We start from the raw sequence: 20,429 nt of genomic DNA, 5'->3' as shown, positions 1-20,429 counted from the left end.
CGATGAGGGCTAAACGGCGTGTTTCCCTTCAGGCTCAAGCTCTCTTCCCCTTCAAGTCAAATCTGGGTTCTGTCCGACATGATTAGTACTCTAGAACAAACCACTACTCCTCTTCGAGCAGTTTTAGAAGAATGGACGCGCGTGGTTGGTGCCGATGCCATCCTCGATGCGCAACAGGCCACAGAAAAGTTCAGCCCGTCAACCACGGGCGTGAAGCGGCGAATCGCGGGAGCCGTCGCGCCGCGCAGCCAGGAACAAGTCGCTGAAATTGCGAGGATTGCCGCACAGCGTGGCGTGAAGCTGCACCCGATCAGCACGGGTCGCAATTGGGGTTACGGGGCGGCGAACCCCGTCCATGACAACAACTTCGTTCTCGATCTCTCCGGCATGAACCGTATCCTTGAGTTTGATGAAGAACTCGGCCTAGTCACGGTAGAACCGGGAGTCACGCAGAGGCAGTTGTCGGACTACTTGATCGAGCGCGATCTACCGTTCATGGTGCCGGTGCACGGCGGCGGACCGGACTGCAGCTTGCTGGGGAACGCGATGCAGCGCGGCTACGGGATCACACCTTACGCGGACCACTTCGGAGCGCTGACGACGCTACAGGCGGTGCTAACCGACGGCTCCATCTACAAACCCACGCTCACCGCCATGGGCTGTCCGCGGATCGACAAGGCTTTCAAGTGGGGCCTTGGTCCGTACATGGACGGCATGTTTACGCAGGGCAACCTGGGGATTGTGACCCAAGCCACCTTTGCGCTGGCGATGCGGCCAGCTTGCGTGCGGGCATTCGTATTTCAGATAAAACGCGAGGAAGACTTGGAGCCGGCCGTGGCGGCGGTGCAGCGGATTTTGCGGTCGCTGGGCAGCGCGGTGAGTTCGATCAACTTGATGAACGATGTCCGCGTGCTCTCAATGACCACCGAATTCCCGGCCGACGTGCTCGCGAGCGGTGGGACACTAACCGAAGAGCATCTTCGCCCGTTGCGGAAGCAACACGACGTTACGCACTGGACCGGCGTGGGGGCCCTGTATGTCGATGCCCCGATGCTGAGAGGAGCGAAGCGCATTATTCGGCAGGCACTGCGGGACGTGGCTTCAGTGCATTTCATGGGCGAGCGGGAACTCCGCTGGGGGGACCGGCTGACTCGGCTGCTGCCCGCTGTGCCGGTGAAGGCCCGGTTGCGGAAACGGTTGGAGCAGATGTCGACGTTTCTGAAGATGATGAACGGCGTGCCGCAATCACTGGCGTTGCCGCTGGCGTACTGGAAGAGCGGTCAACGCCCACCCGCCGGCCAGGCCATGAATCCCGCACGGGATGGATGCGGTCTTATGTGGTATTCCCCCCTCGTGCCGATGACCCCCATCGACTGCCGCTGCTACGTTGACATGGTGCGGGAAACCTGCTTGGCACACACCATTGACCCGCTGATCACACTCACCAGCGTCTCCGACCGCTGCTTCGATAGTACGGTGCCGTTGCTGTTCGACCGGCAATCTTCTTCCAAGACTGCCCAAGCGGAAACCTGCTACAATGCCCTCTTCAGCAATGGACGGGAACTTGGTTTCCTGCCGTATCGTGTCAGTGTGAAACAGATGGACGTAGCGCTAGACGTCATGGCGAATGTTGTTCCTCTTAGATCGAAAACTCTGTATTGAAGCGGGTGATTGAAGAGCGTATTCGGTCACTGCCTATCGCGACTTGTTCCCGGATTTCGGAGTTCTTGACGAAATCAACGGCAGCGAGCAAATCTCGGCCGCGCCACTTTATAGGATGTAACCCAACCCCCCAGCGAAGGGCCTCAATTCGTTCAACGTTCGTTTCCTGGTCGTGGAAAGTGGGAATTCCGACGACTGGGACTTGCTCTTGCACTGCTTGATATGTTGTCAAACTTCCGGCATGACACACCACGGCATTGCAGTGTCTGAGTAGCAATGAGCCTGGTGCATAATCAGCGGCGAATACGCCGTCCGGCACGTTCTCAACATGTCCTCCGGTGGTTGCCAGAACTTGATGCCCCGCATCACGCAAGACCCTTAGAGCAGTCATAAATGACTTGGATTGGCCTGTACTGCCCATCGTCACGTAAACCGTGGATTTTGTTCGATCCAATTCATTGATCCATTCCGGTGGTTCAATAGTTGGTTCCCACAACAACGGACCGACATAGCAAAATGTGACAGGCAGATTCTGTGTGGGCGTGTACTCTGGCAAGTCGGCAATGTAGTTGCGGTGAGGTGAACAGATCACGTCAAAGATATCACGAATCGGAGGCATCGCGTGTTGTCGGCGATACCTTACAAATGGCTGTGCATAATACTTCAGTGTCAGCTTCTTCAGCGTCGGGAATACAGCACGGCTAATTCGACGCCCCAACAAGCGGACGACCGGAAAGGTTTCAGGCGGACTTTGTGGGGCGGAGTAGTAGCGGGTCATGTAACCGCTTACAATGTTGCGATACTCAACTCCGATTTGTTGAGCGGAAATGTTTAAGCTCAGTCGGAAATCTCCGATGACCAAATCGGGTTGAACACGGTCAATCAGCTTTCTGTCTGATTCAACATACGCCTTGAGATTGGTGGTGGTAAAAATGTGTGAACCGCGACGGATTGCAGCAATCGCTTCGGCTGGAGGAACACAAAAAACTTCCTCGGACTTGAATCCTTCTTGGTAGGCTAGTGCCTGATGGTGCGAACCTGTCGCAAACACAACATCTTCACCGGATTCTTGCAGTCGCCGGGCAAATACAATTGCTCGCGCCACGTGAGCAAGACTCATGCTATCACCAATGACAAGAACTCGTGTCATTCGTTAAATCCATTCTGGCCCAAGTTGCATCACCATCAACTCAAAAAAGAAAGAGGGAAACCTGTGTGAACAGATCTCCCTCTTCCCAGTTCGCTGACGAAGAACTAAGTAACGACTATTCCTCTTTGTTACGACGACGCATCAATTGAGCTCCACCCATCCCGACCAGAAGCAATAGGAACGACGATGGCTCAGGGTTAGGGAAAATGTACGCCGGATCCTCGCTACGCAAATTGTACAAGTCAGTACGAGCACCAGTTGGGCCGGAGTTCGCCCGATTTTCCCCACGACCAACGAGATCGAACAGTGTTGTACCAAACGGCTCGAGGTTGTCGTTGATGAGGGTTGATGGAGGAACATGTAACGCAGTAACTAGATCCGGATTCAACATTGGGCTCACCGTGAGTTCAGTAAATAAACTCGGAGTTTCTCCTGCCAGCGGATCAAGTAACTCTAAACCATAAAAAAAATCGAGCCCATTGGAGAACCAATACCCGTTTCCAGCAGCACCAATATCTCCTGGATCTGTTCCACCGGTTCCATAACCAAAGTTGCCTAACAGCCTGCCGTTAGCGATGGCTGCTTCGATATCCAATTCAGTCTTTGTATTATCGACAAATGTGGACTGAGTATCCAGAACGGTATCGCGGTAGAATGCCACCATTGTTTTCGGATCGAGCCCCAAGGAGCCCAAACTGCCTCCCGCGCCGAACTCACCACTTGGACCGAATGTAATCGTTTGGCTAGCGCCAGTGCCATCAATTCGTATCGCCTCGATGTCAAAAATGCCTCCGATTTCCACTCCAATAGAATTGGGAGACGTGCCGCTACCTCCAGGTGGAAACGCAGTAACGGTTTCTGTAAACAGGACTCCACGAAGACGGTCACCAACTGCGATCGACGCACCGATCGGCTTCTTAAGACCAGTAGTAGCATCTAAGATATTTTCGTAGTTGCGAAACTTAACGACATTGGTCGCGAGCGGCACAAAGGGTGAGATCATCCCAGCGACAGCTGAAGATGTCATGCAACAAGCAACCACAAAGATTAACCCGCGCATCAAAATGCACATATGACTTCCTCTAAAGCGTTAGAAACCAGAACAAGTGAACAAACAATTCAAAACAAACACTTGCCTAGGATCGAGGAGGTCGAAACAATCGCGTTTTGAGGAACTTGGGGTGATAGGACTCGTGCTGTCTGGTGAGCCAGACTTCGAGTTGCTGGGTCGGGGAGAGGTTACTTGTATCAACGGCGGCGAGAAACGTGGTGGCGGAACCGCCGGTGATGCTGCTGGGGGCGCCCCCCATGCCGGACGGGGTACCCGCCCAGTGTTGGGCATCGCGGAGCAGCACGTAGCTTGGCTGCGATTTCGGAGCGGAACTTGAAGTTTCACCCAGAGAGAAAGCGGAGTTCTCACTGGTGGCGATGCGAGCGGTGATCATCCCAGCCTGCGCAGACTGTTGGCCGCTTGGTAACCAAACCAAGCCCAACGCTACGAAGAGGATGACTCGAAACAGACCGCTCACAACAATCTCCAAAAACTAGTACACTAGACAGACTACCACTCGGTCCCATTAGCCGTCAACGAAAACAAGCCCAATTGTAACAATTTTCCTGAATTGTCGGCTCGATGCCTCGTTTGATGGGGAGCCCATTAGCGTTTTGTCAAAGTGTTCAGTTCGCTGGCGAAGAGTCGTTTCTCAAGGGGATGCAAATTGTTAGACTCAAAATCTGCGGCGAGAGCCCGGTCATAGGTCTGCCGAGCCCCGTTGACATTGCCAGATCGTAACTGGGCGACGGCCAAGTGGAAGAGCTTGGCGGGGTCCGGGGCGCTGGAGCTGTCCACGGCAGACTTCAGGTCGGCGAGGGCGAGTTGGACATCGCCGGCGGCCAAATGCACCACCGCACGCGTATCGAGCAACTCCGGAACGGGACCTGTCTGGGAGAGGGCCTGATCGATCAACATGCGGGCCATCGGCAATTCCCTCTGCCGGACGGCGAGCAAGTACGCCAGGTTGTTCATCGCCACGAGATGCCCGGACTTCTGCTGCGAGAGATCGCGGTAGATTTGCTCGGCTTCATCGTAGCGGCCCTGGAAGTCGCGAAGATCGGCTAGAAAGATGACCAGTTCCGGGCTATCTGTATGGGCTTCGACCAGGTCCTGAATCCGAGTTTCGACGCGGCGGATCTGAGCGGACGTAGGGGAACCTTCCCGCAGCAATGCAACCGACGTGCTAACGACCGTGGCGGGCGGGCAATCGTCCCAGGCTTCTGCGAGGATTGTGAATGCCTCTTCGAGACGCCCTTGCCGGGCCACATTGGAGACCAACATCAGCGCGTCTTCGGGCTTACGGGAAAACTCCAGGTACTGCCGAATAATCTCCTCCGCCGCCGGCAATTCGCCCCAACGGTCCAGCAACTGGGCGGCCTGGCGGTACTGGAAGAGGTAGATAGCGGTTCGCACATCCTTTCGAAGGACAAGCCGCTTGAGTTGCAGAATGGCGGAGTCGACATCGCCCGCCGCGAACTCCTGCCGGGCCTGCTGCAGGGCGGCCCGGTCGTCGCGATCCCCGTTCTGCTGGAGAAATTCTTCAAGAGCATCGAGAGCTGCTTCGGCCTGGCCTTGGATGACGAGGTCGTGAATCAGTTGATCGGGAGCCGTGACCTGCTCCATTTTCGTCAAGTGTCGTTTGATCAAATCGGCTGCCAGTTTCTGCTGCCCCTGGGCCTGGTTCCAGTAGGCTTCGAGAGCCGTAACACCGAATGAGTCAGGCGTGAGATTCTTAATCTCGTCGATGAGAGACTGCGCGTCGTCAAACTCCTTGCGTTCGATCAATTGCGTGGCTCGCCATGCCCGGTAGACCGTGTTGGCGGGGTCTGCCTTCAACAAGGCATCAATCTGGTCTTCGGCCAGTTCCCATTGGTCGCTGGCTGCGTGCATTCGGGCGAGCAGGAACCGCTCAGCGGGGTCGGCCGAATTCTCTTGGACCAGCTTCTGCAGAATTTGACGAAGCTGTTTGCGGTCGGCCTGGGTGCGGCCTTGGCGGGAGAGGATGGCGGCTTGGGTGCGGAGGTCTTCGGCGGAGAGTTTTTCGTTTTGGCTGTGCCCTCGGGTGAGCAATTCGAGCGCTCGCCGGGTGTCGTCGTAGCTGCCGCTGGAGGCGATGACCAGAGCCCTGCGGCGGTTGGCCCATTCACGGGTGAACATGGGCACATCATGCTGCTGGTCGAGCAGGAAGTCGAGGTGGGCGTCCGCCTTCGGCAGCTGGTTGTTGCGGGTGTAAAAGTCGGCCAGGACCATTCGGAGGCGGGGGTCGTCGGCGTCGGTGCGGAGGACCTCGCGGTAGTGGGTTTCGGCCTGGTCGAGATCTTCGATCAATTCATAGCAGCGGGCCAGCGTGAGCGGCCGCTGGGCGGGAGGATCGTTCGGCAGATGGCGGGCCGCTTCCTGAATAGCCGCGCGAGCCTGTTCCATTTTGTCTTCCCGCGCGTAGTACTGCACCAAGGCCAGCCACGCTTGGGGTTCCTTCGCACCTAGTGCCGGTTTGACAGCTTCCCGAAGGGCGGCTTCGACATCGGGACCACGTTCGCCGCGGGCATACTGTAACTGCGCGGTCCAGATATAATCCCGGTAGTCGGTGCTGTTGTCCGCGACATTTGTGGCAAGGCTGATGGCTTCGTCGAATTGCCGCTGCTGCCAAGCGATCCGCCAAGCGAGGCGGGCCAAATCGCCGGTGACCAGATCGGGCCGTTGGGCAGCGGCCTGCTGCAGCACTCGGTCCGCTTCACTGTAGCGGCGCTGGTCGAAGTAGTACTGGGCTAACCGGCGGATCACTTGTTGGGAGAGGCTGCCCAGCCGGATGGCCTGTTGGTAATAGTCGGCCCCGTCGTCTTGATTGCCGATGGCCATTTCCAGGTTGCCCAATGCCTCCGGCACGGCAGCCCAGGTGGGACGACTTCGGAACGCGGAGAGCAACAACCGCCGAGGGCGTTCGACCGCAGCCGCCAATGCGGCCGCATCATCTTGCAAGTCGGCATCACCGCCAATTTCCAAGAGTGCGGCGATGCCGGCGTAATAGTTGCTGTAAGGTCCGGAGGGTCCTTCCAGATTGCGGAGGTCCTCAACGACTTCGCGGAGGGCGACAGCGTCATTCCCGCGGCGGGCTTGTTCGGCGAGCAATAGGCGGGGAAGCATGGCGGCGGGCTGGGCCGCGGCCCACGCTTTCCAGAGGCGCTCCGCGTGATCATCTGAACCTGAGGCCAAGTGGACCCGCGCAAGACCGTGGTAGAGTTCGGACTGCTCGTCGGCTTCGAACTGACCTGCGTTGTCTTCAAGGGCAATCAACTCTAAGGAAGTCTGGTCGGCGGGGAGGAACCGCGCGGCGCTGGCCGCGGCCAACCGCAGCGGAACCCGATCACCGAGTTTCTCACCGGCTTGTTCAATGATCCGCATGGATTCCGCGAGCCGTTCGGCGGGATCCCGGTCAGTCCGTTGCAGTTCCATCTCGGCGGCCGCGGCCCAGACCGAGGCGTCTTCGGGATAGTCGGCCAATGCCTGCTGCATCACCTGGTCCGCCTCTTCCGGCTGGTTGTCCAGCAACAGAACTTGGGCTTGGAGGATCGGGACATCGGGACGATCCGGCGTGGCTTGCTTGGCGGCCAACAGAGCGGAACGGACCACGGCCCAGCGGCGGCTCTCCACGGGCTTCTTCAACTCGCGGGCCAAGAAGATCCGGGCGACCTCGACGGGCACTAGCGAGACCATCCCGACCAACTGGTATTCTTGCAGCGCTTCTTCGTCGCGATCGACACGAGCTAACGCGCGAGCCAACTCTAAGCGGGCCTGCCGCCAAAGCGGGTCGTCCTTCAGCGCCCGGCGGAGCACATCGATTTGGCGATCGGGGTTACTCAGGCGTTCGTGGCAGCCGCTCAGCAACAGATCAATCCGGCGAATCAACGGTGAATTCTCCGGCAGACTGCGGCGGGTGCGCTCCAGCGTGGTGGCGGCATCGTGCCAGCGATTGTCGTCCATCAGCAGCCGAGCTTCCAGAAAATCGGCCGCTGCCGAGTTGCTCGATTTTCCACGGATATCGCCGATAATGTCGGCGACCCGCTCACGCTGCCCCTTGTCAGTGTCTGATCGATCGCCAAGCTGCAACTGCGAAATGAGGACATCAGCCAGCAGCCATTGCAGCTCCACGGCCTGAGTCCCGAGGCTGCCAGCATCGGACTGCGGCTGCCTGGGAGATTTTGCATGTCGAGCCAAGGCATTGGCGAGCACATTTTGAGCGGTGGCGAGGTGTTCTCGCTGGGCCGTCACATTTTCCGAGAGCGATGCGGATTGAAGCTCCACTTCCGCCAGGATCCGAGCGAAACGCAAGTCGTCGGGAAATTCCTCCACTCCGCGGCTGGCGTCTTGGTGAGCGATCGTCATGGCAGCTTCGACTTGCTGCGGTCGACCTTCGAACTGGGCGGCTTTGGCTTGGCGGACCGCGACGTCGGTCGAGAGCAGCAACAAGTCAGCCGATTCGTCGGCAATGCCGCGGGCCGACTCCACATCGCGACGGGCGTCTGCCAGTTCGTCACGGCTGACATGAAATCGGGCTCGCGCCAGGTAGGCGTCTTCGCGCGGCCGAGCTTGCGTCACCATCAATTCCAACAAACGCTTCGCCGCCGTCATCCCTGCGCGTTGAGCGGATTCGATCGGCCCAGTCGCGTCATCGTTGTCCGGCTCGGTTTCCGCGGATGCGTTGTCTGGCAGTAAGTTCTTCAGGGACTCATCAATGGAAAACTGCGAGACCTGGGGGCTCTGCCGTTGCGGCAGGTCTTCATAGTGGTCGGCGAGCACGGTTGCGGCCAAGGGATAGTGCTGGACTTCGGCGGGAGCTGCGTCAATCGCGCGGAGATACCACACGATGGCCTCGCCAAACTCGCGTAACGAATGATGACATTGGCCGCTAAGATATAATGGCTCGGGATCGCTGGGCCGATGCTCGCGCAGCTTTGTCAAGTAGCGCAGCGCGTCTGAGTAACGGCCGATCTCCATCGCCACGTCGGCGATTTCTCGATCGAGTTCGGCTTCCTCGGCCAACACTGGATCGCGACGCACGACTTGCTCGAAGAGTAGAAAGACTTGCAACCGCTGCCGAGCATTGCTGGCGGATTCGTTCAACAGTCGGGTGTATCGCAGTAGTGCGGAGGTGTCCCGCGGTTGAAAGCCAATATACTGGGCGAGCAGTTCTCGAGCTTGGTTGGTATCACCAGCTTCTTCAGCGGCAGCGGCTCGCGACAACAGGGACTGCGCCTGACGATCGACTTGAAAGCCATGCACGAAGTGGACCACCACAAGCAGCACCGGAATCGTGATCCCGGTCATGACGATCAACCGCGTATTCACCCGGCGAAAGGTCTCCTCTTCGGTTGCGGTTGACCGCGCGGAGTGGGAGGGCTCCATCGTTGCCACGGATTCGTGCGCTGACGAACGTGATTGTTCTTTTTGACGAGGCATCAGAAGTTTCCAGCGAAAAAAACTTGGCGAGACGGGGCGCGGACGCCATCTGCGGTACTGGCGTCGGGGAGGGGTTTCAAGCGAAGTCCACCAGGGTCTTGCCGTTGGTCAATAGAAATTTGCCTGTCGGCCGATCTAACAGCCAAGACCTGTGTCGATGCTAATGGGCACACCCGCTCCGATATCTACAAACATGCTTTGCCAACTCCGTACTGCGAAAGACGATGTTGATCACAACATATCTGACCTTCAACCGCAGCTTGAGTCAGGCCGCTTTCCCAGGGCACGCGCGTCGACGCCAAACGCAGAATCCCCCGCCAATGCAGAGAAGTAACCAGGAAGCGGGTTCCGGCACCGCGCTAGCGGAGGCCGTCGTGACGATATTGTCGATCGCACCTGAGTCGTTGAAGTAAAAGGCAATGGTGCTGAATGAACTCCCTGAAGCAAGCCCGAAATCCGTCGCGGAGAGGGGAGCGATGCGATTGGCGGATCGGTTGCCAAATTGAAGGCCCTGCGGATTGCCATTCGCCTGCATCTCATTGAATGTCTTCAACATGGCATCGTTAGTGGTCCCAAAATCGTAGTTTAGAATGTCATTGACGTCGTTTGCTGCGAGAATTCCACTGTCTTTGGCATCGTTATCGTTTTCGATATCAATGATATCGAAACCGACCGACGTAATCGGATTGTTAAACTCGACAATAATCAGTCCTGAGGGACGAGGGCCTTGATCGTCTGGTTCACCATCCAAGACACCATTTGTCACGGAGAGATTATCGCCTTCCTGCACGATGAGCATATTCCCAAAACCGTCCTTCGCGGTATTCCCGTTGACGAAGGGGTCTTCGAGGTCCGGATCTTGAGTGTTTAATTCTCTGGAGTCGAAGATGACACCCAGCGTAGAAACGAGATTGTTGTTACTCCCAAACTTGTACACCGAGATTGTCGCACCTGGGATGCCATGGAAGACATCACCATCGCCGTTATCATACGTTTGATTGTCGAGCACAAATCCATGCTTAAATTGCGAAAATGTCACTGTTTCCGCAATTGTGGTGTGGGAGAGGGCGGTAAGGAATACAAATCCGGCGAGGAGAAATTGTAGTTGCATAACAAATCACCAGGAAGTGAGAGATAGTTTCCCTGCAAATGTTCAGAATTACAGGCGAGGTGAGTGATGTCAACAATCGATTGGACCAGAGTTTTGGATTATCCGAAATTTCGTGATTTGGCGTAAAAGGACGGTTGCTTCGTTTCCGGATTCGATTCTCTGCCAAATCCCAAGATCTTTTGTCACAAAGAGAGCGGTTTTTTGTACTGTCCTCCGCGGGAGCCCTCTTCATTCACGGAGCTGGTCGGCGAGCGATTGGAAGGCGGCTCGTTCGGCGGGATGCAACTTGCTGGCGCTAAGTCCTTGGTTCAAGGCTCGCTCGAAAGCCGCGCGGGCCGCCGGCAGGTCCTTGCGGTCGCGATGCACCTGCGCCAGATGGAACAGTTTGGTGGGCGTGTTTGTGTCGGCCAGTGCCTGTTCCAGGTCGGCAAGAGCCCGGTCCGGTTTGCCCGCAGCCCGCCAGGCCACTGCCCGCGTATCGAGCAGGAAATGCAGCGGTCCGGCTAGTGCAATGGCCCGTTCTGCGAGTTGCAGCGCCTCGGCGGCCCGTCCGCGGCCTTCATGCACCACGAGCAAATACGCGAGTTCGTTCATCGCTACAATAAGGTCTGGATAGTCGTCGAGCAGAGACTGGTATAGCTGGAGCGCCTCGGTGTAGTGCTCGGTGAGATGCGTGGCATGGGCTTCCGCCAACCGCACGCGAAGCGAGTCGGGCGCTCGCTCGCGGAGTTTCGCCAGTAAGGTCAACGGATCGGCTAGCGTTACGCTAGCGGTACTTCGCTTGAGGATCTCAACGGCGATTTCCGCCAGTTGTTCGGGATCTGCCACAGTCGCGGTCTGGCGGCAGATTTCTGCTGCTTCCTCGAAGCGAAACTGATCGACCAAGTACGCTGCTAACTGCGCGGACTTCTCCGGCTGCGTCTGTGCCAAGACGCGAAGCCGTCGTTCAGCATCGTCCAAAAGTCTTGCTGCCGCCGACACACGTCCAAATTCGTCTTGGACGTCAGCCAGTCTGACTAACAGACGCGCTGTGCCCGCCTGTTGAGTTGCGAGTTGCTCGGCGGTGACAGTCTCTTTGGGGGGCACGGTCTCTTGAGGAGACGCCGATGTCTCGGGTTTCTCGGGGGTGGGGTCCAGGTAGCGGAGGCCCTCCTCGATGCGACCGGCGTGGATGGCGAATTGCGCTTGGAGTTCCCGTGTCGGCCGCGCGTTCGGTTGCCACTCGACGAGTTGCTCGAGCCAGCGCTCGGTCGCGCCTTCCAGTTCACTGCGATTGAGCGTGGTTTCGATGCAATAGGCCAACGTCTCCGGATTGCCGTCTGGAGCGACGGCTAGCGCTTGAATTGCCGCCTCGGCTCGATCGAACTGCTTTTGTTCCAGCAGCAACTGTACTAGCAGCAACTGATCCGCCGCGGTGAGCAAGCCCAGTTCCTCGACTTGTTCGAGTGTCAGCAGGGCTTCCCAACGCCAATCCCGGATGGGGCGTTTCGCTAGCAAACGGGCTTTCTGTCGCAAGTCGATGGCTGACTGCGGGTCGTCTGCGAGGTTTTGTTCGAGAAGCTTCCGGGCTTCCTGCAACGCGGCGTATGCCGGACCGAGGCTCAAAATGCCCGCCAGCAACCGACGTGCCTGTCTACGGGTCGATGGAGAGACTTCCGCTTGCAAAAGGCCGCGTAGGATGGGTTCGGCCTCGGCTCCCCGTTGTTGACGCTGGAGAAATGCAGCGTAATTCAGCTGCTGATGCGGTTTGGCGTTTGGATTGGTCGCGGCTTGCCGATAGGCCTCGGCTGCGGCATCAGTTTCGCCAAGCAACTCGTGCGTGTATCCGCGGAGCGTCAGGCTTTGGCCTGGGGAAAGCTGCTCGTCGATATCGGCGAGCAGCGACGGGATTTCAGACGTACGCTGGTTCATCGCCATGAACCGCGTCAGCGTGAACCGTGCACCGGCCCGGGTCGGGTCCAGTTCGATCGCCCGACGCAGCGCGGCTTCCGCACCGGCCCGGTCGCCGCCCATCCACAGCATCTGCGCGAGCCAGAATTGGTTGTCGTAGCTCTCGGAATCGAGGGCAACCGCCTTGCGAGCCAAGGCGACCGCTTGTTCGAGTTGCTCCGTCCTCAGCAGGACCTCGGTAGCCAAATGTCCAAAGCGGGCGACAAACGCCTGGGGATGAATTTCCTGGCAACTCGCGAGGTACTGTTCGGCCTCGCGATAACGCCCGGCGGACGACAAGAGCTCCACCAGCCGCCGCACGACCAGCGGATGATAGACGCCGCGGTTGACGGCTGCTTGATAGTGTTGTATGGCGGTCTCCGGCTGTTCCAGACGCTCGGCGATCTCGGCGAGTCGGAGCACGACCTGCGGCGAATCCGGATACGTTTCCAGAAACTCAGTCAGCAGAGAACGGGCCTCGGCAAGTTTCTCCGTCTGACCCCTGCGTGCCAGCATCAGGCAGAGATCCGCCCGGCCCAATTTCCAATAAGGACCACGCCCGCCCTCGAGGCGTTCGATTTCCGCCAACGCCGCTTGGGCAGTCGGGACTTCGCGTTGCTGCAAGGCCAGAGCGAGCAATTCTTGCCAGAGCCCCAGGTCGTGGGGTTGGAGGGCCGCCAGTTGCTGCCACATTTCGCGCAGCTTTTCGGGGTCGGCTCCGGCGGTCTGTTGCCGCTCGGCGAGCTGGCCGAGCACGTAGGCTTGCAACTGCTGGGGGGCATTGACTCCCAGTTCATCAAGCAGCCAGGACGCATCGTCGCCCGCAGCGGGTTGCTTGAGATTCAGTTTGGCCAATTCAATTGCCAGCTGATCGATGCCACGGTCCATGGCGGACTGCAGGATTTCAGCGGCTTTCTCGATTCGACCAGTCGATGATTCCAGTTCCGCTAGTACGAGTGGAGCCACCGCTGATTGGGGGCGGGCCTGGATGTCGTTCTGCAGCATCCGTCGGGCCTCGTCGGCGCGTCCTTCCGCCCACAGCAGGCGGCTCTGCAACGGAAGCAGCTCGTCACGATCCGCCCCGGCTTGCGCAGCACGCTCGACCGCGAGACGCACACCCTGCCATTGACGATCTTCGGAGGGCCTTCGGAGTTGTTCCCAGAAGGCCAGCCGAGCCATTGCCAGCGCGACGGGACCGGTGGGCGGCAGTTGTTCGTAAACGGCGACAGCTTCTTGAAACCGCCCCAGGCGGACCAACACGCCAGCCAGACCCCACCGTGCTTCGGTTTGCCGCGGGGCTGTGGCGATGGCTTGATGGTAGGCGTCCAACGCACGATGCACGTGTCCGATTTGGGAGTAGCACCGCCCCAAATGAAGCCAGATTTGCAACCGCAAGCGGACGTCCTCAATCTGGTCGACTGGCAAGGCATCCAGTCGTTGAATCGCTGCCAGCCAGCTATCGTCGAGGATGTCGAGCCGAGCCCACAGCAAACCGACGACCGGAGTCGAAGACTCCGAACGGGGCAGTTGTTTGAGTTCCGTGCGTGCTTTGGCCGTCTTTCCCTGGACGAGCAGTGCGTCGATCAATCGCACCCGCAGGCTAAACTGGTCCATCGTATTCAAAGCCTCGCGAACCCGCTGTTCCGCGACATGTGCATGCCCGTCGGCTAGCTCCAAATCGATCAGCGCTTCAACAGAGGCCCGATCTTGGCGGTCCGCCTCCCAGTGCTGTTCCAAACGGGCGCGAATCTGGTGGACGGGAAAATCCGTCGATTGGCCCTGATCCAGTTGACGGGCCGCGACGCGTGCGGCAAGGCGGACGACCTCGGGATCACCCGGCGCGAGCTGCCATGCGATGCGTGCATCGCGTTCGGCGTGCGGCAAGCCAAACTGTTCTCGATATTGGGCACGGACGACGTGAGCCCCCGGCTGACCTCGATGAGCGGCGACCAGTCCTCCTAATAGCTGATCCGCATCTTCCGGCTGTTCGAGTTGTTCGCGTAGCAGTCTCGCCAAGCGGGCGTAGGCTTCGAATTCATGAGGAGCGAGCTGAATGACCTTGCGGTACACGGCGATCGCTTCGTCATATTCGCCCAACGATTCATGACATCCCGCCATTTGCAACCACAGTTGGGGATCGTTCCGTTCGAGCACAAGGAGTTGTCTCAGATGGACTTGTGCGTCGCTATAACGCGAAAACGCTAGCCACAGGTCCACACAGCGGCGGCGGGCATCGGCGCGGTTGGGATTCCGCACCAAAGCCATTTCGTAATTTCGCAGGGCGGCGAAATAATCCCGTGCCGAGACGGCCTTCGCTTCCAAATTGCGGGCCAGCATAATCCGGGCCTCAACGTCACCGGGCTCGAACGTGAGATATTGTTGCAGATGGACCACGGCTTGGGCGGGCTCACTGGCAGCCTCGGCAGCCTGGCCTTGCGTGAGAAATGTGTCGGATAACCGGGCCATTTGCACGCCATGCAGCCAGGAAATGCCTCCGATCAGAGCAGATGCGACGATGACCGAAATGAGACCGAAGCGATAATTGACGGGTCGGATCAAATCCGCCGGCGCATCATGTTCGGGCAGTCCGGTCTCGGTTGCAAGGGCGACGGGACCGTCGTCCGCAGGCAAAGAATGTGGAGAACAATGATCGGTCGTAGGCATCAGTCAACTCGCTTCCTGCCAGGCGTTGGCAGACGGCATTCACGGAACAGCATCGAGTGTGTTGTGGCGTGGATATTCAACGGCCCTACAAAAAATTCTGAAAGAACCAGCTCAGACAGATATAGCAAACGGGAAAGGTGATCAAGGAGCCGGGTATGAGGATGAGCAGTCCCCAAAACGGCCCCACGCGTTCAAAGAGGATCGTATTCACGACGAGCACCAAACCCAGCGAAGCCAAGGTCACGACAAACACGCGGGTCGAAATCGAACTCTTCGAATCGGCGACTTGGTCGACAATGGAACGCAGCCCGGCGGTCACACGAGTCTCGGCCTGTTCGTGGGCGGACCCAGAGTTCCCAGACGTCAGCGTGATACGTTCGAAGTCGATCCCGGCGAATGCCAGCTGGGCAGTTCGCCCAGCATCCTCGCTGTTGACTCCGCTGCTCTCGTCGAATTTCACGAAGGTCAACGATGTCTCATCCAGGTAGAAGGCAATAAGCGGCTGGGACATGATATCCCTGGTCCATTCCCCGACAGGGAACACTTCGGATCCCAACAGCGCTTGACTGGGCGGGCTTGTATCGCGAATCGTCCGTCCGGCTGCGGCGGCCAACTGTTCGGCGTGCTCTCGCTGCAGCCCAGCTGCTTCCCTGTTGTGCTCAAGGTGAAGCAGAATGCTACGGGCCAGCGGCACGAAATACCAACGCCATCGCGCCTCTTCCGCAGCATCAAGGTGTTCGTGAGCCGATTGAATCTCTTTCTGTTGGAGAATCTTTTGCTCCCGTGCCACGATGACGGCGACCGCCCGGAGATAACCACCGAGTGGGCCGTCCGCGCCTTCGATTTCTCCCAGCTGGATCAAACTGTTCTCAAACTCTGGCCAGCGGCCTAGCGCAGCCAGCAGTCTCGCGGATTCAAAGCGATACCGCAGATTGATAGGGGCATGATTAGCCGCCATGCGGAACCAGTGATGGGCGGCAGTTATTTGTCCGCAATGCTCGAAAGCAGCAGCGAGTTCAAACGCCAAATCAGCGCTGGAAGGCAGTGAAGCAAGTGGTTCGGCAGCAAGTTGCGTCAGAGCGGAAATTGCCTCGGCTTGAGGCAGGTTCACCACGATGATCAAGCGGGCGCGAAAGAAGCTCGGATCGGGACCAAGATGCTGTTCAGCATTCCGCAAGATCGTATTGGCCTGAGCGAAGCCATTTCCATCGGGATGGCGAGCGTGAAAGAGCGCTAACATCACCCACGCCTCCGGATGGTCGGGCTGCGCATCTCGCAAAGATTCCAGGATCCTGCCCGCCTCATCCGGTTTCTGCAACAAGAGTGCGACATCCGCCTCGTAAAACGCCATTTCAGCGGCTGGAACGCCGCAGCGTTTGGCGTGCTGGATCGCCGCTTCCAACACATGCGGCCTTCGATTCGCGGGTGGCCGAGCCGCTTCGCACAAAATCGTGACTCGCGCGAGTCGGCTGGCATCGCCGTAGTCCTCGACCGGCAGCCACTCTAGCCATTCTGACGCTTCACTCACCTCTCCATGCGATCTGAGCAGGTCCGCCATTTGTAACCGGATGCTCGCAGAATCCCGACTGTTTTCAATTGCGTCTCTGAGCACGCTGACTTCTTGTTCGAAGAGTCCGAGCCGTCGATTGGATTTGGAGAGCAACAGATGCAGATGCCCAAGAATACTCGATCGACGATCCATTTCACGGCTGGCTTCCGCTAAGACTTGACGAGCAGAATGCCAGCGCTGCTGGGCAAACAGGGATCGTCCCCGCAGATAATCGACATTGGCTGCAGGGACCGAAAGTGACTCCAATCGCTGAAGCAGCCGTTCGAATTCGTCGAGACGTTGCGGTTGACCAGCAGAATCGTTTTCCATCTGCTGCACGATGAGATTCGCCAACGCCCAGACAAAGCGGGCCTCGAGTTTCGCGAAGTCTTTTGTCTCCATGTTTTCGGGGGAATCGGCGTTGATCGATGAACTCTTCTCAGCAGCCGCGATCAACGACCAGCCTTTACGCAGCGTGTCTTCCGCCTGTCGTGGGCGCCCTTCATACATTTGGATCTCGGCGCGGAGCAACCATAGTGCAAAGTCGGCGGCCGTTTGTGCAATCGCTTGTTCGACCAAGGATTCCGCCCGCCGGAGCCGCTCCCGCTTCTCCGCGGTCGCGGAACTGGAGATTGATTCGGATTCTGCGCGAATCCCCGCCATTTCCCATTCCGCCGCAGCTTGTTGCAGTTGAGGATTTGCCGGATCAAGACGTAGGGCTTCTTCACACACGGCGCGGGCTTCGCCCAGGCGACCTACCTCGACCAGCCAACGTGACTTCTCCAAGAGAGCGTCGCCGCGCTGCTCGACGGTGTCAATCGCGTAATTCCACAAGCGTTCGGTCAGCGCTTCGATCGTATCACCTGCTTTGAACAGTGGCAACAAGCGTTTGGGAAGAAAAACGGCATGAAGGTCTTCGTCGAGACTCATCGCCAAAAAATCTTCACGATGAGGCAGCCTGCCACCGCTGATTTGAAACGCTTTTGCCAAGCCCCGGTAATTCTTCAGGTCATTTTTCTTCAGGTCAATGGCTGTCAAAAAGGCCCGCATGGCCTCGGAAGATTGATTTAACGCTAAGTGGGATTGCCCCAACAAATAAGCCATTTCCGCATCGCGGGGGTCATGCTCGCGCAACCGCTGAAGATGCCAGACAGCGTCCTTGTGACGCTCCAGTTTGAGCGCGATCTCAATGACGGTTCGTCGTAACGCATTACGTTGCGGTTGTTGCCGCAGAATGGTCTCACCGATGAGCAAAGCACTGGTTAAGTCGGGTTTGGACGATTGAGAATCGCTGATCAATTCGACCAAATCCGCCATGGTTTCAAGATCGTCTGGTCGCAATTCGACATAGCGGATCAGCGGTTGAAGATCGGGTTGGCCGTCAGTCTCGATTCGACTGGCCACGACTTCCTTCCACGCTCTGTCGACCTGAGAGCGTTTTCGCAAGACTTGAAGACCGAGCAGTCCCGCGAGTAGCAGCGAAGCAATTGCGAAGCCTCCCAGCCAACGCCAAGGACGCCATCGACGATTCCGAGGAGATTCGGGAAGCCGCTGTTGATGCGACTGCGTATGCAACTCAATCAGCGACCCGTCTGACTGTTTGAAGACGAGCGGTTTTCGATCGTGAGGAGGCTTCATCAGAACCCAGTCGCACTACAAATGTAAAATCTCGTATTGCATGCTAGGCAAATTAACGCCGTTTTCGGTGAAGATTTGTGGAAAACCCTTGCGAATTTGACCGTTGAATGTCGAAATAGATTAACTGAGACGGCACATCCACTCCGCCTTTCCTATTCCATTTTCTCGGAGGACTCCAATGCGACTCCTACCTCAGTTCTGCTCTGCGTTTGTCGCATGTTGGATGCTGGCTAGCGTGTGCCACGCGCAACTACCCACTTCCAATCTCCCGCCGAGTTATCGAAGGCCAACGATCAGCCCCTACCTGAACCTTTTGGATCGGACTCGCAGCCCGGCTTTCAACTACTACAAACGAGTGCGTCCCGAACGTTATTTGAACGAATCGACGATTTCCCAGCAGCGAGAAATCGCCAGCCAAGCCAAATCGATTAAAGGTTTACGCAACGAAGTTGACGAGACACAGCAGTTGCTGCAGAGCGAAACATCTCAACTGGGCGGAACAGGCTTTGTCGCGCGTTTTCAAGACTTGGGCGGATATTTCCCAAGGCGTCGTTGATGCCCACGAATCTTCCGTTTCTCACTTCATCACACCGCAGGAATCGCTGGTGAGTCAATTTCGCATTCAACGGAGTCAGGAGGAGGATCAGTGGGTCGTCGTCAATTCCGTAGATGACGTTGTTTATGAAGGAACGTTGACTGGCTGCGAGGATTGGCTTGACTCTGCGGAAAACCTGACGAGAAGGCCCCGGATATGGCGACGGATCGCGGACCGAATTTGGTGCTGTTTTCGTAGATCCCGGCAGGATCGCCCGCCATCAACAACCGTTCCAACAAAGCCTAATCGCAGTTGAGAACGGCCCTGAGTTCTTTATCGGACGACTTTCCCTGGTTCTTCGAGTGATTCAATCAATTGCATTTCGCGATGAACTTCGGCAAACAATCGTTGCTCGGGGAGTGTCATTTCGCGATTGCGTCGTCGCATGACTTTCTGAGCCAGGGTCAAGCCTCGCTCGACATGAAATGGCTCCGCTCCCTCGTGGTTCATCCAGGTGAAGCTAGGAACGTATTTTGGCGTCCGAGAGGCCACGACCGAGCAGCAGAAGCCAATCACTGCACCGGTGGGGAAACTGACATTGATCCCCAATTTGCTGAAATCCCCCACGATCATGCCCATGAACATCTCACCCGTTTCGACGTCACTGCCATTAATCGGAACGCGAACAGTACCGTAGGTATTCTTCAGGTCGCTATTGATACAATCCGCCGCGATATTGACCCACGAGCCAATGTAGCTGTGTCCGAGAAAGCCATCATGTTGTTTGTTGGAATAGCCTTGCAAGATGCTGGACTCGACTTCCCCACCTACTTTGCACCGTACGCCGATGCTGGTGCCCGCGTGGACAGCTGATCCGGGTTGAATGAGTGAGCCATCACCGATGAAGGCCGGGCCTTTAATGTAGCTGTGCGGCAAAATCGTGACGCGTTCCCCGATCCAGACCGGTCCGTCTTCGGCGTCAATCACAACGCAAGGCTTGATTTGAGTTTCCGCGCCAATGTGTACGGACTCTGGGGCCAGGACGTGGCTGCCGCTCATGAGGTGGCTCTCGATCCGTCCTTGATAGCCTAGGATTGCTCGCCAATCGCTGACGATCGCACGCTCGTTGGCATGGATGATTTCCCAGGGCCAGCTCATCAAATCAACGTCCGCCGAGACATTGCGGTGAGGTAACGATGCCACCGTCGCTGTCAAAAGTTCGCTATCAAGCATGATCTCCGGCGTAAGCGTTCCCGCCAACTCCGCATCGGCAAAAATGCAAGCGACCTGATCATCGGAGGTGGTCCCGACCCAGGAGGAAGCTTGGTTGTCGGTTTCAGGCAAGCGGTGCCAGATACCGCGACCATTAATTAGCAACGTGGGTTGATCGGTGGCGGCGTTCGTATCCAGACCGGTTTCGGCTTCAACCTTCTCGGTCAACTCGTCTCGACACCACACAGCCACGCCATCCCAAAGGTAGCTCGGTGCCCGTCGATCAGGAGCTTGAAAAGCAACTTTGTCGAGCAGAGTTGTAATGCCACATTGCAATTGAAATGTGGCCCGCCAGTACGTGAGCGGCAGAAAATTTTGCCAATAAGCGTCTTCGAAGACAATCACTTTTGCGGCCATCGGATATTTCCTCAAATTTGATAATTGGCGCAATTGAAGAACACTGCGAAG

Annotated in this window: 10 protein-coding genes; 2 read left to right on the top strand and 8 right to left on the bottom strand. The window is 57.6% G+C overall.

The features are described 5' to 3' along the window. The first annotated feature begins 78 nt into the window (after positions 1-78). On the top strand, positions 79-1,662 hold the full coding sequence (locus tag AC5DDB_RS10975; RefSeq protein ID WP_491739768.1) for an FAD-binding oxidoreductase: 1,584 nt from the start codon (positions 79-81) through the stop codon (positions 1,660-1,662). Here AC5DDB_RS10975 and AC5DDB_RS10970 read toward each other — a convergent pair. The 7 genes from AC5DDB_RS10970 to AC5DDB_RS10940 all read right to left on the bottom strand — a co-directional run bounded on the left by AC5DDB_RS10970 (position 1,640) and on the right by AC5DDB_RS10940 (position 18,214). Continuing rightward, positions 1,640-2,812, bottom strand: a complete 1,173-nt coding sequence (locus tag AC5DDB_RS10970; protein WP_491739767.1) for a nucleotide disphospho-sugar-binding domain-containing protein — start codon at positions 2,810-2,812, stop codon at positions 1,640-1,642. The genes AC5DDB_RS10975 and AC5DDB_RS10970 overlap by 23 nt on opposite strands. A 115-nt stretch (positions 2,813-2,927) precedes the next feature. After that, the gene (locus tag AC5DDB_RS10965; protein WP_491739766.1) at positions 2,928-3,839 is read right to left on the bottom strand and encodes a PEP-CTERM sorting domain-containing protein; all 912 of its coding nucleotides are present in this window, start codon (positions 3,837-3,839) and stop codon (positions 2,928-2,930) included. Positions 3,840-3,948: 109 nt separating this feature from the next. Further along, positions 3,949-4,341: a hypothetical protein gene (locus tag AC5DDB_RS10960; RefSeq protein WP_491739765.1), complete on the bottom strand. Its 393-nt coding sequence runs from the start codon at positions 4,339-4,341 to the stop codon at positions 3,949-3,951. A 128-nt stretch (positions 4,342-4,469) separates the two neighbouring features. Continuing rightward, a complete protein-coding gene (locus tag AC5DDB_RS10955; protein WP_491739764.1) occupies positions 4,470-9,323 on the bottom strand; it encodes a tetratricopeptide repeat protein in 4,854 nt (1,617 codons plus the stop codon). Positions 9,324-9,588: 265 nt separating this feature from the next. Further along, complete coding sequence (locus AC5DDB_RS10950; RefSeq protein WP_491739763.1) at positions 9,589-10,434, bottom strand: PEP-CTERM sorting domain-containing protein; 846 nt, start codon at positions 10,432-10,434, stop codon at positions 9,589-9,591. Between the two features lie 228 nt (positions 10,435-10,662). Further along, a complete protein-coding gene (locus AC5DDB_RS10945; protein ID WP_491739762.1) occupies positions 10,663-15,027 on the bottom strand; it encodes a tetratricopeptide repeat protein in 4,365 nt (1,454 codons plus the stop codon). A gap of 85 nt (positions 15,028-15,112) precedes the next feature. Continuing rightward, positions 15,113-18,214: a tetratricopeptide repeat protein gene (locus AC5DDB_RS10940; protein ID WP_491739761.1), complete on the bottom strand. Its 3,102-nt coding sequence runs from the start codon at positions 18,212-18,214 to the stop codon at positions 15,113-15,115. Positions 18,215-18,392: 178 nt separating this feature from the next. On the opposite strand from AC5DDB_RS10940, the gene AC5DDB_RS10935 reads away from it, so the two are divergent. Further along, positions 18,393-18,770, top strand: a complete 378-nt coding sequence (locus AC5DDB_RS10935) for a hypothetical protein (RefSeq protein WP_491739760.1) — start codon at positions 18,393-18,395, stop codon at positions 18,768-18,770. A 312-nt stretch (positions 18,771-19,082) separates the two neighbouring features. Here AC5DDB_RS10935 and AC5DDB_RS10930 read toward each other — a convergent pair whose 3' ends face one another. After that, positions 19,083-20,378, bottom strand: coding sequence for a putative sugar nucleotidyl transferase (locus tag AC5DDB_RS10930; protein ID WP_491739759.1), 1,296 nt, complete (start codon positions 20,376-20,378; stop codon positions 19,083-19,085). Between the last annotated feature and the right edge of the window lie 51 nt (positions 20,379-20,429).

This window comes from Thalassoroseus sp. (assembly GCF_984380535.1).
This window is presented reverse-complemented; position numbering and strand designations above follow the sequence as displayed.

Coding starts and splice junctions, on each gene's coding strand:
- AC5DDB_RS10975 (WP_491739768.1), top strand. CDS start 79: ATGATTAGTACTCTAGAACAAACCACTACTCCTCTTCGAGCAGTTTTA.
- AC5DDB_RS10970 (WP_491739767.1), bottom strand. CDS start 2,812: ATGACACGAGTTCTTGTCATTGGTGATAGCATGAGTCTTGCTCACGTG.
- AC5DDB_RS10965 (WP_491739766.1), bottom strand. CDS start 3,839: ATGACATCTTCAGCTGTCGCTGGGATGATCTCACCCTTTGTGCCGCTC.
- AC5DDB_RS10955 (WP_491739764.1), bottom strand. CDS start 9,323: ATGCCTCGTCAAAAAGAACAATCACGTTCGTCAGCGCACGAATCCGTG.
- AC5DDB_RS10950 (WP_491739763.1), bottom strand. CDS start 10,434: ATGCAACTACAATTTCTCCTCGCCGGATTTGTATTCCTTACCGCCCTC.
- AC5DDB_RS10945 (WP_491739762.1), bottom strand. CDS start 15,027: ATGCCTACGACCGATCATTGTTCTCCACATTCTTTGCCTGCGGACGAC.
- AC5DDB_RS10940 (WP_491739761.1), bottom strand. CDS start 18,214: ATGAAGCCTCCTCACGATCGAAAACCGCTCGTCTTCAAACAGTCAGAC.
- AC5DDB_RS10935 (WP_491739760.1), top strand. CDS start 18,393: ATGCGACTCCTACCTCAGTTCTGCTCTGCGTTTGTCGCATGTTGGATG.
- AC5DDB_RS10930 (WP_491739759.1), bottom strand. CDS start 20,378: ATGGCCGCAAAAGTGATTGTCTTCGAAGACGCTTATTGGCAAAATTTT.